Below are 12,995 nucleotides of genomic sequence, written 5' to 3' on the forward strand. Positions count from 1 at the left end.
ATACGCGGACGACGCGGAGAGGACGGACGAACACGGATGAAAAGGAGAAAAGGAGAAATTGGGTTCACGCTTTCAACAAGGAAAATTAGTGCTGAAAATCAGACGGATGTGGTGAAAGATAAAGCTTCACGTTGATTCAATTAAAAATTAAAAATGAATAATTAAAATCCGCGTTCATCCGCTCATTCCGTGTAGTCCGCGTATCCATCTTTCACCACAAACGACTCATTATTAAAAGATTACGGTGAAACTTCACGTGGCAAACCGGTAATAACACCACAGATGACACGGATTAGCACGGATTAAACGTTTGGAGGGGTGCATGTGTATAAATTAATCTGTGAAATCAGTGTAATCCGTAGTGAAACAAAACTGAATAGCCGTGTCCTCCGTGGTTCAGTGACCGTTTACAAAGTTTTGATTTCCTCGACTGTGAGTCCGGTGATTTGGGCTATTGTTTCGATTGGAATGCCGGCGGCTTTCATGGCAGTAGCGTTTTTTAGACGCTCTTCCTTGGCACCTTCAGCCCTTCCTTCAGCTCTACCTTCAGCCAATCCTTCTTCTCTTCCTTCAGCCCTACCTTCAGCCCTACCTTCGGCCCTTCCTTCGGCCCGTTCTGTCTGGATATTGTCCCGAAGGATGACGATATTGTCCAAATGACGATAATAGGCTTTCAGTTCATCCTGACTCATGCGGTCCAGTTGCAACTGTTCCTTCACGGTGTCCAGTCCCGGTGCGGTGGCACCTTCCGGCACTTCGCCCGTGTTCAGGTAATAAATCCATTCTTCCAAAGGAGTTTTTGCAACGCGGTTGAAGTCGTTCACCTTCAGTATGTAGTACTCCGGATAAAGCTGGCTCACCTGATCGACCTTGAAAGTCTGACGCTGGAATGGCGAAAGCTCCAACAGGTCTCCCTCGTGAATGCCACGGAACTCCGTCTTGCCATGATAGACAAAGTCCTTTCCGTGCCCTAACGAGAAATAGACGATGTTCACGCTATACACCTTGCGCACCTTTTCATATCCCTCGCCACGGTTGATATATTCCGTCACCAACTTCGACGTGCCGAACAGCATACGTTGGAAGTAAGCGTACTCGTTGTTGTTTTGCACTTCTATCAGGATCAGTTCGCCCCGTGAGTCCTCGGCAAGCATGTCCACACGGTTATACTTGTCATACTCATCCTCCTGGTTGCTTTCGCTTTCCAGCAACTTGCAGATTTTCACCTTATCTTCCAACAACGTGGTCAGCAGTCCTTCCAATACAGCATAATTGGCCTTATTGCGCAACAGCCGCTTCATGGCCCAGTCGAAACGTATGTAATTTGCCATAGTCTTTCAAAATGAAGTTTATAACGCAAATAAACGAAGTTCTTGCTACATTTCCAAACATTGAAAAGAAATATTCGTGCGGCATGACGGGGGATATTCACCACGGATGACACGGATTAGTACGGATTAAACGTTGGAGGGTGTGCGTGTGTATAAATTAACTTAAGTTTCGCAAGTGCTCAACTTATTAGTTAACAAGGCTTCAGTTAACAAGTTTACAAGGCTGGAACTCCCTGTTTGATAAAGTGCCGCTTGAAACGGCTTGCTACAAACGCCTTGTTAACTCGTCAACTTGTTGCTTGTCAACTGCAACTTGAGCTTGCGAAAGTTGAGTAAATTAATCTGTGAAACTCTGTGTCCTCCGTGGTGACCCCCAAAAGCCCCCGCATTCTCCGTGGTGCTTGAAAAAGAAGTTGATTTTTGTTGATTATTTCCCGCCAAATACTTGACAAAGGACTTCCGATTTTGTATCTTTGGGGAACGGTTGACAAGTTGACGAGTTAACAAGTTGACGAGTTGACGAGTCAACAAGGGAACGGGGAAACTCGGGGTTTGTAACCGCGTCCCCCGTCCATTTTCACTTAAACACACAAATTGCTATGAACCTGATTATGAACCTGAAAAGCTGGTTCCTTCCGTGGAACACCACACGCAAGGACAACACGACAAACGAGACAACTAACACGACCGGCACGACGGAAGCCGCCTCTACCGCTTCCACCTACGAACAACTGTTCGCCGACCTGCAACACGTCTGCACCCGCCTGCCCGGAGGCGAAGTCTTTGTAGTGATGGGCGGCGGCGAGTTCAGCGTCCGCATGACCTGGACACCCGACGACCGTGCCAAAGGCGAACAGAAGCGCATGTTCAGCCTGAACGGCGGAAACGAAATCATCGAATGGGTGGATGCACAGCCCGACGAAACCGCCGAAGCACGCATCCTGACGATGGAGCAACCACCTGTTATTGAAAAGGATACGGTGAAAAATGCGGAAAAGGAAGAGGTAAAAGGCGCTCCCCAAGAAGAGGTCGCCGCGCCTGCTGAAGAATCCCCTGTCCAACCCGAAAAGCCCTCGCGCCAGCAACAGATGATGCAATGCCTGACGCGCTACCTGAAGCTGCACTATGCCTTCCGCTACAACCTGCTGACGGAACGCACGGAATGCGCCCGCTTGGACACTACCAGCACAGCCGATCCGCACCACCTTATTTATACCCCCGTGGACAGCCGCACGCTGAACGGCATTGCCCTCGATGCCATCGACAGCGGCGTGGACTGTTGGGACCGCGACGTGAAACGCTACGTGGAGTCCGACCACGTGCAGGCCTACCATCCGTTCGACCTCTACTTCAAGCACCTTCCCGCATGGGACGGCACCGACCGTGTGACCGAACTGGCCCAACGGGTTGCTGACAGCGAACTTTGGACACGTGCCTTCCACCGCTGGATGCTGGCCGTCACCGCCCAGTGGACGGGCCGTGGCGGAGAGGGACGCCGTGCCAACAGTGTGGCACCGCTCTTAATCAGCACCGCACAAGGTTTGGGCAAATCTACCTTCTGCCGCCTGCTGCTCCCGCCCCAACTGCGTGACTACTTTACCGAAAGCTTCGACCTGACCAACGTCACGGCGGCGGAGAACAAACTAGCCTCGTACGGACTTATCAATCTGGACGAGTTCGACCGCCTGCCCGCTAGCCGGATGCCCCAGCTGAAGAACCTGATGCAGATGGAAGCCTTACGCGTGCGCCGTGCCTATCGTCGCACGGCAGAGCCGCTGCCCCGCATCGCCTCCTTCATCGGCACCAGCAACCGCCGAGACCTGCTGACCGACCTTTCGGGCAGCCGTCGCTTTATCTGTGTGGAGGTGGAACGCCCCATTGATTGCACCACGCCGGTGGATTATGAACAACTCTACGCCCAGCTGCTGCACGAGTTGGAGAACGGCGAACGCTGCTGGTTCAGCAAGGAAGAGGAAAACGAGATTCAGCAAGCCAATCGCCCGTTCTACCGCGTTACACCCGCCGAAGAACTGGTCAGCTCGTGCTTCCGCTTCGCCGAGCCGGGCGAGCAGGGTGCAAGATTAATGTCGGCGGCGGATATTTATACAACTGTGAAGAAGAAGAATCCTGCTGCTCTGAAGGACTGTTCGTGTACGTCGTTCGCCCGACTGCTGGCGCAGTTGGGGCGCAGGGTGCATACGAAGTATGGGAACGGGTATTGGGTAAAAACGGTGGAATAAGCTATAAACACCTGTATCTCACACGAGACAAACAAGTACCTTACTGAGTAATACCCGGTATACCTTCCTTCAGTATCTCGACCAGAATCGGTTTCGCACCACCCACGAAACACTCAACGGCGATTACCATCAGAATCAGACCCATCAGACGCATCATCACGTTGTTGCCCGTCTCGCCCAGCACATTTACCAAGCGGGTAGAAGCACGCAGGATAAAGAATGTAAGCAGATAGATGAAGGCAATCATGCCTATCAACACTCCCTTCATGGCAAAGGTGTTGGCATCCTGCATCAGCACAATAGCATTGGCAATGGCACCCGGTCCGCAAAGCATGGGGATGCCAAGCGGCGTAATGGAGATGTCGTCGGCATAGGTTTTGATTTCCTCGTCCTTCAGCTTCATCGGCGTATAGCGTGCCTGCAGCATGTCGTAACCTATCTTGAAAATGATGAATCCGCCGGCTATACGGAAACCGTTGGTCGAAATACCGAAGAACTTGAAGAGAAACTGGCCCGCGAAAGTAAATACCATGATGGTGATGAATGCCACCAGCGTAGCACGCGAAACAACTGAACGGCGTTCACGCTCCGTCATACCCTGAGTCATGGTCAGAAACACAGGCATGGTGCCGAGCGGATTGGTCAGTGTGAAAAAAGACGTAAAGCAAAGTAATGCAAAAGGAATAAGGGTTTCCATAATACAGAATTTTAAGTATAGTATTGAATACACAAAAATACGACTAAATCTGACATGTGCTACAAGATTCCGAGCAAATCTTTCAAATCGGTTATCCGATAAGTAGGCTTAAAAGGAAGAGGGCTGTTGCCTGAGACGTCGTAGAACACCTGATGCATGCCCACACCGGCAGCTCCAGCCACGTCGTTCTCCCAACTGTCGCCTATCATCAGCGACTCGCCCAACTGCGACTGGGTGGCCGAAAGAGCAAAATGGAAGATGGCAGCACGGGGTTTCAGCACGCCGATATCATCGGACAGGACTACCTTTTTGAAGTAACGGTCGATACCGGCCGAACGCATCTTGCGGCATTGCAACTCCTGAAAACCATTGGACAGGATGTACAGGTTGTAGCGTGGATGCAGGTATTCGAGCACCTCGCGCGCATGCGGCATCAGTCCACTCTTGGTAGGTATCAGCGTAAAGAAATCGTCCGTAAAGGCTTTTGCCAACTCGGCATCGCCCGCACCGACAGCTTCGAGCGGATAAAGAAAGCGCTGACGGTTCAGTTCGTCCTTGGTCAGCTGCCCGCGCCCGTATGCAGCCCACAGCTCCAGGTTGTGCTGCTGGTAGAGCGTATAGTAATGTTGGAAGGAATGGAAAAAACGGTCGTAACGATACTTGTCGTACAATTCCTCGAACGTATCGCGGGCATTCTGCGTGAAAGCCCACAGCGTATCATCGAGGTCGAAGAACAGATTCTTATATGCCATGCGTATATGGATTGAAACAGGAAAAGGTTCAGGCTGAAGAGTTCAGTCATAAGAGGGTTAAAGCCTGTACGTTTCAAAAAAACGGGCTGCACACAGTGCAGACGGAACAGTCGAAGTGTTCCGCTGCAATCCGTACAGCCCGTACCCGAAATTAATAGAATAAAATTAGACTTATTTTACCTGAATAACGAGGTACTTGGATACGCTCCAGAAATCTTTCGGATTGGAAATCTTCAGAATCAGCTGGCCTTTGTTGTCCTTGTCGAGCGCATACGAGCCAGCTGGATGAGTAGTCAGAATTTCGGCATCTTTCGAATAAAGCTTGATTTCCTTCGTCGTACGGATATCTACCTGAGTGAAGTAGTCCTTGTTGACATCGGCATCCTGCATTACCTCACCTTTCTTAAACAGACCTGTGTTGGACAGAATCTTCTGGTCCTTCAGCTCTTTCTTCGTTCCGAAAACAAACCAAGCGGTGTTCAGAGCCTTGTCTTGTTCGGCCACAGTCTTCGCCTTGGCTTCGTTCTCAGTGGTCAGTTCTTCCTTGACAGCCGTCAGATCGGATACGGCGGCATCCAGTTCCTGTATACGGACGTTCTTCGAAGCCAGTTCGGCCTGCAATTCTTCGATGCGTTGCGTTTTTACAACAAGCTCCTGTGTCAGCGATTCAACAGCTTTCTTCAGCTGAGCCGAGTTGTTCTTACTGTTCTTCAGCATTGCCTGCAATTTGGCAATCTGTTCCTTATTCTCTTCCATCTGCTTGCGGATGAATTCGATGTCGGAAGCAATCTGTTCCTTAGCGCTCAGCGAGCCTTCGGCAACGGCTCCACGCTGCAAGTCCACCCGGTTTTCAGCCGCATTGATCTGACGGAATCCTTCCGAAATTTCGTTGAATGTTCCCATCATCTCGTCCAACTCGGTATTGCGCTGGTTCAGCTCCATCAAGAGCGAATCGTTTTCGGCCTGCAAACGGTCGTTGTTCCCTCCCGAAAAATTATTGCACGATACCAACGCAGCCGTGCATGCCACTAATACTGCAAACTTTTTCATACGTTTTTCCTTTCCTTACGTTTGAATTAATAAAAGTGTTTATTTATCGTCTATTCCTGCTACTACAATTACTATCTCTCCACGGGGTTCGTTAGCCGTGAAGTGTTCTATCAGTTCGCCCAAAGTGCCCCGCACGGTTTCTTCGTGCACTTTCGATATTTCTCTCGACACGGATGCCTGCCGCTCGGTTCCAAAGAACTCGGCAAACTGGGTCAAAGCCTTCAGCAAACGATAGGGCGACTCGTAGAACACCATCGTGCGTGGTTCCTCGGCCAATGCTTTCAAGCGGGTCATCCGTCCCTTCTTCTGTGGCAAGAAACCCTCGAAGCAGAACTTCTCATTGGGTAATCCCGAAGCCACCAGAGCCGGCACGAAAGCCGTCGCCCCAGGCAGGCATTGCACCTCGATACCTGCACGCACGCATTCGCGTACCAGCAGGAAGCCCGGATCGGAAATACCCGGCGTACCTGCATCGGATATCAAGGCTACAGTTTCGCCCCCCCTTATTCTATTAACAACACTTTCCACCGTTTTATGTTCATTGAACTTGTGGTGAGATTGCATGGCGTTCTTAATTTCGAAGTGTTTCAGCAAAATGCCTGAGGTCCGGGTGTCCTCGGCCAGCACCAGATCGGCTTCTTTCAATATGCGAATGGCGCGGAAGGTCATGTCCTCCAGATTTCCTACAGGGGTAGGCACTACATACAGTTTTCCCATATCTTTATAGTCTGCTTTAACTGAAGTATTTCTTAAGAAGTTCGATAAAATCAGCGGTTGCCTCGTTTTCCTCATCGGGCACCACGGTCGAATAGAATATGCGCAACGCTTCGTCCAGCGTAGCTGCATTGCCCAGTTGCTCCACCACTTCATTCATCCGCGCTCCGTCGCCTTTAAACAGTTCGCGCGTGAAACGGAACGCGTCGTTCAGGCTGATGGCGTGGCGTAGGTCGGTAGCGGATCTGATACGCTCGGCCAGGATGGAAGTAGGCTGTACGGTAGGAACTACTTCTTCGACAGGGACACGTACCTGCTCTTCGGCAGGTGCCGGTTCTGCCGGTTCTTCCTGAAACACCGGAACAACAACCGGAGTCGGAACAGGTTCTTCCAGATCGGCCTCAACCGGAGCTTCATGTGTTACCGGCTCAGCTGCCGGAACAGCTTCTGCCACAGCTACCGTTTCGACCGAAGTAGTTGCAGTCGTCTCGTCAAGCAGGCGCTCCAATTCGCTCAAACGAGCCTGCATCTGACGGATATTCCGTCTGGCTACTTCGCGCAAAGCCGGATTATTTCCTTGCTCAACGGCTTGCATCACACATTTCAATTCCTGAATATCCAGTTCAATGTCTGTCAATAAAGTCTGCATAACCTTTCAATGTCCATCCATGTTAATGCCACAAATGTAGAAATAAATAATGAAATAATATCTTAAAGCCAACAAAAGTATTACTTTTGTGGCCAACATAACAGTATAAAGACATGGTACTATTCTCGGAAGATCATATACAGGAAACCAAGCGCCGGGGCAGAATCGAAGTCATTTGCGGCTCCATGTTCTCCGGAAAGACAGAAGAACTGATACGCCGCCTCAAGCGCGCCAAGTTTGCCAAACAGCGGGTCGAAATCTACAAGCCCGCCATTGACACACGCTACTCGGAAGAAGACGTAGTGTCGCACGAAGGCCACTCTATCTCCTCGACTCCCATCGACTCGTCGGCCAGCATCCTGCTGTTCACCTCGGAAGTAGACGTGGTAGGTATCGACGAAGCCCAGTTCTTCGACGACGGACTGATTGACGTCTGTAACCAGCTGGCCAACAATGGCATCCGTGTCATCGTGGCAGGACTTGACATGGACTTCCGTGGCCGCCCGTTCGGACCGATGCCGGGGCTGTGTGCCATTGCCGACGAAGTTTCGAAAGTTCATGCCATCTGCGTGAAATGCGGACAACTGGCCGCCTTCTCGCACCGTACCGTAAAGAACGACAAACAGGTGTTGCTTGGCGAAACCGAAGAATACGAGCCACTGTGCCGCTCGTGCTACCAGCAAGCCATAGCCGAAGACCGTAAGCACAACGACAATCCCCTGCCCCACTCCTAAAAAAACGTCAGAATATGGAACGCAAGAAAATCACTTTCGACAGCTTCATCCGCGGCGTCATCATCGGCGCCATCATCATCGGTATTCTTATGCTGCTCGAACGCCTGAGCGGCGTGCTTCTTCCCTTCTTCATTGCCTGGCTGATAGCCTATCTGATATATCCGCTGGTCACCTTCTTTCAGTATAAGCTTCGGCTTAAGAACAGGGTTGTCTCCATCTTCTGCGCATTGCTCAGTATTGTGCTGGTAGGTGTAGCCGCTTTTTTCCTGCTGGTACCGCCCATGATAGAAGAATTCGGGCGAGTGAAGGATCTGCTAATCGAATACTTTTCGAGCACTACTACAGGCGGCAACGTCCCCAAGTCGTTGTCCGACTTCCTGCGCGAAAACATTGATACTCGCTTACTGATACAGATATTCAACGAAAAGGACCTGCTGGCTGCACTAAAAGAAACTTTACCTGGCGTATGGACCATACTTTCCGAGTCTGTCAACTTGCTGTTCAGCGTGTTCACCTTCTTTATTATCCTATTATATATAGTGTTCATCCTGCTCGACTATGAAAGCATTTCTGAAGGATGGCCCTATCTTGTACCCGTAAAATATCGCAAGTTCGTGACCGACTTACTGAACGACGTTAAAAACGGCATGAACCGTTACTTCCGCGGACAGGCCTTCGTTGCCTTGTGCGTAGGCATTCTGTTCAGTATCGGTTTCCTCATTATCGACTTCCCGATGGCCATCGGTCTGGGACTATTCATCGGAGCTTTAAACCTGGTTCCGTACCTGCAAATCATCGGCTTTATCCCTACCATCATACTGGCTATCCTGAAAGCAGCCGACACCGGAGGCAATTTCTGGCTTATTCTGGCTGCCGCACTTGCCGTCTTTGTTGTCGTACAGATTATCCAGGACGGCTTCATCGTGCCGCGTGTGATGGGAAAGATCACAGGGCTCAATCCGGCCATCATTCTGCTATCTCTGTCGGTATGGGGTTCGCTGATGGGGATGCTGGGTATGATCATTGCCCTTCCCCTTACTACCCTGATGCTCTCTTATTACCAACGTTTCATCATTAACCGGGAAAAAATTAGTAAGGTGGAAATCACTGATAATCAAGAGACATGTAAAAAAAGTGATATAGAAGACGAAAAAAAATCATCAAACCCCTTGTAGATTCAAAAAAAGTCCCTACCTTTGCACTCGCAATCAGGAAATGATAGCAAACAGGTTTGATTCGCTAGCTCAGCAGGTAGAGCACAACACTTTTAATGTTGGGGTCTTGGGTTCGAGCCCCAAGCGGATCACTGAGGAGAAAAGACAAGCTCCTGACAAACAAAGACAAAGCTCTCTAATCCAACAGATTAGGGGGCTTTTTTCTTACCCTGTGGCGACAGGGAAATGACCTTAAAAAGCCACCCTATGAAGATTATTCGTTACTAAATCGTTACGGTTTTCCGTTACGATAAAAACCGTAACGATTTTGATGCTAAGTCATTCATTTGTCGAATATTGGCACTCGAATGTCGCCGTAATTTTGGATGTGGAAAATTACTTTTGCAAACTAAAAACGTTACGGTTATGAAATCGACATTCAAGATTCTCTTTTATCTAAAGAAGAACGAACCGAAGAAAAACGGTCATGTGGTTATTATGGTACGCATCACGGTGGATGGCGACCAAGTGCAGTTCAGCAGCAAGCTGGATGTTCATCCCGACAATTGGGATACGAAACTCGGACGGGCAGTTGTCAATAAACAGAGTGCGGAGAAAAAAGAAAACCTCAGGGTATCCTCACTGAACAAGACTCTCGATGAAATCCGGGCGGCTATCACCATGCACTACACACGCATGATGAATACCGATGGCTATGCCCTGCCCGAAAGAATCCGCAATGCCTTTTTGGGGTTGGAGGAAAAGGACAAGACGCTGATAAGCTACTTCACCCAACACAATGAGCAGTATGCCAAAAAGGTTGGCAAGACCGCCACGCAAAAGACCTACTCGCGTTATGAGCTGACCAAGCAGCGGATGATAGAGTTCCTGAAAAGCGAATATAACATTTCGGATATTCCTATCAAGGAAATCACGGTTACCCACATTGAGAATTTCTACCTTTATTTAAGGGAACAATGCGAGGTGAGCAACAATACGGCCATGAAGTTCGTGCAGCGTTTCCATACGATTCTGTTGTTCGCGCAGAAAAGCGGCCTGTCTTTTCTTGACCCGTTCAACAATTTCCGCTTCAACTTCGACAAGACCGACCGGGGCTATCTGACGCAGGAGGAAATAGATACGATTTACCACAAGGAGTTCCAATCGAAACGCTTGGAACAGGTACGCGACGCCTTCATCTTCAGTTGTTATACCGGTTTGCCATATTGCGACATCTATACGCTGACCGCTGAAGACATCCAAATCGGGGTGGACGGCAAGAAGTGGATTATGAAGGACAGGGGAAAGACCGGAGTGGAATCGCTTATCCCCTTGCTGCCTATCCCGTTGGAAATACTTGCCAAATACGAAGGCAAGACAAGAAACGGCAAACTTCTGCCGGTCATCAGCAACCAGAAGATGAACGAATATTTGGCGGAAATTGCAGCTATCTGTCAGATAAACAAGCGGATAACCTACCATCTTGCGCGACATTCGTTCGCGACCGAAATTTGCCTTACCAAAGGTGTGCCCATTGAAAGCGTATCAAAAATGCTTGGCCATACCAATATCCAGACCACGCAAATCTATGCCCGTGTTGTGGACCGGAAATTGAGCCATGATATGAACGTGCTGGAACGCAAATTAAGGACAGCTCAGAATGGTTCTTCGCAGAAAGCCGGTTAAAATTAGTACATTTGTCCCACCAATTAAACCGATACCCCTATGCTACACAGAGGAAATATCACCATCACCGGGCTGGAGGACATCAACCGTCACCCCACAGTCAGCGTCAAGTTGGAGAACGGCAACGTATGGCTTACTAAGCACGAGCTTGCCCGCCTGTTCGGAGTGTTCATCCAGACGATAGACGCCAATATGCGCTCCATCTTCAAGTCGCGCATCCTGAACGAGAGCGAGGCAACCATCACGGAGAAGCAGGATAAGCGATACGTTACCTACTATAATCTGGAGGCCGTCATTTTCCTCAGCTTCCGCATCAACACCTATTGTACGAAGCTGTTCCGCGAATGGGTGCTGAACTCCCTGTGCGAGTACAAGCGGCTGAAGGAGAAGCAGCCCGAAGTCCTTGTCGTGTTCAACGCTTCGGACAACCAGACATTCATTTCATACAATTAAGTAACAGGAAATATGGCTACAAACAAATCGCAGATAGAAAAGTGGATAACGGCGCAGAAAAAACATCGGCTGTCCGACACCCACGTACAGATGGCGCGTGAACTCGGTCTCAATCCCGATAAGTTAGGCAAGATAGACAACCATCGGCAGGAAACATGGAAAGCCCCTTTACCCCAATTCATCGAGGACATCTATTTCAAACACTTCAAGAAAGAACGTCCCGATGCAGTGAAGCCTTTGAAGCAAATCCTGAACGAACTGGAGGCGAAGAAGGAAGCAAAGAAAAAGGCGAAGGAGGAACGCTGCCGATTGAAGGAGAGTAACGAAACCTGAAAACTGAAATCCCACAAAAACGGGGCTTGTCCGTGAAATAAACCGGGCAAGGCTCGTTTTGTATCCTCCAAACCCTTATCTTTGGGCAGAAAAAGCCCCAAGATGATAACAGACCTCCACATATCCGTTCCCCTCAATGAAGTGCCCGAAGCCCAGGTAGGCAACTACTTCATCCTCTCCGAGATGCCCGGCGAGTTCCTGATAATCCAGAAGCCCGACAACACGTTCTATTTCCTATGTAGCCGGGAGTGCGACATCGTGCGGATATGCGAGTCCTTCGACTGGTACATCGTGTCGAAGGACGCTTTCAACGACCGCCTGAGCATCGGCATCGGGCTGGCTGACAAGGAGAGCATCGACGGCGAGGTCTATCGCGTGCAGGACGAAGCCACGCTCTCCCTTTGGCGCGACATCCTCCGTTTCACCTTCGACAGCGATTTCGTGCGCCGGTTCTTCCCCTACAACACCCGTTTCAAGGGCAAGATGCGCATCGACGGCGCATTGTGCTTCTATATCCACGACTATTACCCCACGCGCTGCAAAAATATCGGCGTGGAAGACCGCAAGACCAGCAATTTGGTTTTCCGCTTCAAGGAAGGACAGCAGGCAGCCCTTGTCGCCAAAATCTTCTCCCTTTGCATCGCCCGTATGCCTTTCTACAAGGAAAAGGCGGCCAATGCCGTGCTTATCCCCATCCCGGCGGCTACCCGCGAGCGCAACGCCGCCCGGTTCGCCCGGTTTTGCAGCCTCCTTTCGCGCCGCCTGAAAATCACCGACGGCTTCCGTGCCACATGGATAAGGGAAGACCGTGAGCAGATGAAAGGCACTCACGGCCTCGACAAGCTCTCCAACCTTATTTTCCACCCCGTCTATTTTCAAGGACGCGATGTCTTTCTTGTGGATGACATCGTGTCCACCGGCGAGAACTTCACGCAGATGAAGCGCAGGCTGATGCAGCTTGGAGCCAACTCCGTTACCGGGTTATTCTTGGGACGGACGGTGAAAATGGGGAAAGAATAAAAAAGACACACCCTTGGTTTCGACATTTCCGCAAGTCGAGCAACCCAAAGTGCTGAGTTGGGCAACTCACGGAAACGGGTTGGGCGACTTGCAGGCTTGGGATAAATGCAAAGAATACAATATTCCAATCCCCGACCCATGCAGCGGAATGTAAAAGCCCGTCATTTCCGTCGGCAAGCATA

The 12,995-nt window shown here is 50.1% G+C and carries 14 protein-coding genes and 1 tRNA gene; 9 read left to right on the plus strand and 6 right to left on the minus strand.

Features of this window, described 5'->3' with window-relative positions:
* Positions 1-407: 407 nt before the first annotated feature.
* A complete protein-coding gene (locus BQ5591_RS19505; protein ID WP_071150600.1) occupies positions 408-1,331 on the minus strand; it encodes a PD-(D/E)XK nuclease family transposase in 924 nt (307 codons plus the stop codon).
* A gap of 599 nt (positions 1,332-1,930) precedes the next feature.
* Here BQ5591_RS19505 and BQ5591_RS19510 point away from each other — a divergent pair.
* Positions 1,931-3,571, plus strand: coding sequence for a VapE domain-containing protein (locus BQ5591_RS19510; RefSeq protein ID WP_071150601.1), 1,641 nt, complete (start codon positions 1,931-1,933; stop codon positions 3,569-3,571).
* A 40-nt stretch (positions 3,572-3,611) separates the two neighbouring features.
* Here BQ5591_RS19510 and BQ5591_RS19515 read toward each other — a convergent pair whose 3' ends face one another.
* From BQ5591_RS19515 to BQ5591_RS19535, 5 genes are all read right to left on the minus strand, one after another.
* Positions 3,612-4,268 carry a MarC family protein gene (locus BQ5591_RS19515; RefSeq protein WP_071150602.1) on the minus strand — a complete coding sequence of 219 codons (657 nt, stop codon included), beginning with the start codon at positions 4,266-4,268 and terminating at the stop codon, positions 3,612-3,614.
* A gap of 59 nt (positions 4,269-4,327) precedes the next feature.
* Positions 4,328-5,020: a YjjG family noncanonical pyrimidine nucleotidase gene (locus tag BQ5591_RS19520; RefSeq protein ID WP_071150603.1), complete on the minus strand. Its 693-nt coding sequence runs from the start codon at positions 5,018-5,020 to the stop codon at positions 4,328-4,330.
* A gap of 171 nt (positions 5,021-5,191) precedes the next feature.
* Entirely contained in the window at positions 5,192-6,070 is an 879-nt protein-coding gene (locus tag BQ5591_RS19525; RefSeq protein ID WP_071150604.1) for a Cbp1 family collagen-binding glycoprotein adhesin, read from the minus strand.
* A gap of 39 nt (positions 6,071-6,109) precedes the next feature.
* Positions 6,110-6,787, minus strand: a complete 678-nt coding sequence (gene rsmI / locus BQ5591_RS19530; RefSeq protein ID WP_022161620.1) for a 16S rRNA (cytidine(1402)-2'-O)-methyltransferase — start codon at positions 6,785-6,787, stop codon at positions 6,110-6,112.
* 16 nt (positions 6,788-6,803) lie between these two features.
* The gene (locus tag BQ5591_RS19535; protein ID WP_071150605.1) at positions 6,804-7,433 is read right to left on the minus strand and encodes a hypothetical protein; all 630 of its coding nucleotides are present in this window, start codon (positions 7,431-7,433) and stop codon (positions 6,804-6,806) included.
* A gap of 113 nt (positions 7,434-7,546) precedes the next feature.
* On the opposite strand from BQ5591_RS19535, the gene BQ5591_RS19540 reads away from it, so the two are divergent.
* The 8 genes from BQ5591_RS19540 (at position 7,547) to BQ5591_RS21495 (ending at position 12,967) form a co-directional block, all read left to right on the plus strand.
* Complete coding sequence (locus BQ5591_RS19540) at positions 7,547-8,167, plus strand: thymidine kinase (protein ID WP_022161622.1); 621 nt, start codon at positions 7,547-7,549, stop codon at positions 8,165-8,167.
* Between the two features lie 14 nt (positions 8,168-8,181).
* Positions 8,182-9,342, plus strand: a complete 1,161-nt coding sequence (locus BQ5591_RS19545) for an AI-2E family transporter (protein WP_071150606.1) — start codon at positions 8,182-8,184, stop codon at positions 9,340-9,342.
* A gap of 58 nt (positions 9,343-9,400) precedes the next feature.
* A tRNA-Lys gene (locus BQ5591_RS19550) sits at positions 9,401-9,473 on the plus strand.
* Positions 9,474-9,747: 274 nt separating this feature from the next.
* The gene (locus BQ5591_RS19555) at positions 9,748-11,007 is read left to right on the plus strand and encodes a site-specific integrase (protein WP_071150607.1); all 1,260 of its coding nucleotides are present in this window, start codon (positions 9,748-9,750) and stop codon (positions 11,005-11,007) included.
* A gap of 39 nt (positions 11,008-11,046) precedes the next feature.
* The gene (locus tag BQ5591_RS19560) at positions 11,047-11,460 is read left to right on the plus strand and encodes a virulence RhuM family protein (RefSeq protein WP_071150608.1); all 414 of its coding nucleotides are present in this window, start codon (positions 11,047-11,049) and stop codon (positions 11,458-11,460) included.
* A gap of 12 nt (positions 11,461-11,472) precedes the next feature.
* Positions 11,473-11,793, plus strand: a complete 321-nt coding sequence (locus tag BQ5591_RS19565; RefSeq protein WP_071150609.1) for a hypothetical protein — start codon at positions 11,473-11,475, stop codon at positions 11,791-11,793.
* A gap of 102 nt (positions 11,794-11,895) precedes the next feature.
* On the plus strand, positions 11,896-12,813 hold the full coding sequence (locus BQ5591_RS19570; RefSeq protein WP_071150610.1) for a ribonucleotide-diphosphate reductase subunit beta: 918 nt from the start codon (positions 11,896-11,898) through the stop codon (positions 12,811-12,813).
* Positions 12,814-12,826: 13 nt separating this feature from the next.
* Positions 12,827-12,967 carry a hypothetical protein gene (locus BQ5591_RS21495; protein WP_159434528.1) on the plus strand — a complete coding sequence of 47 codons (141 nt, stop codon included), beginning with the start codon at positions 12,827-12,829 and terminating at the stop codon, positions 12,965-12,967.
* Positions 12,968-12,995: the final 28 nt, after the last annotated feature.

This window comes from Bacteroides ndongoniae (assembly GCF_900108345.1).
Classification (GTDB): domain Bacteria; phylum Bacteroidota; class Bacteroidia; order Bacteroidales; family Bacteroidaceae; genus Bacteroides; species Bacteroides ndongoniae.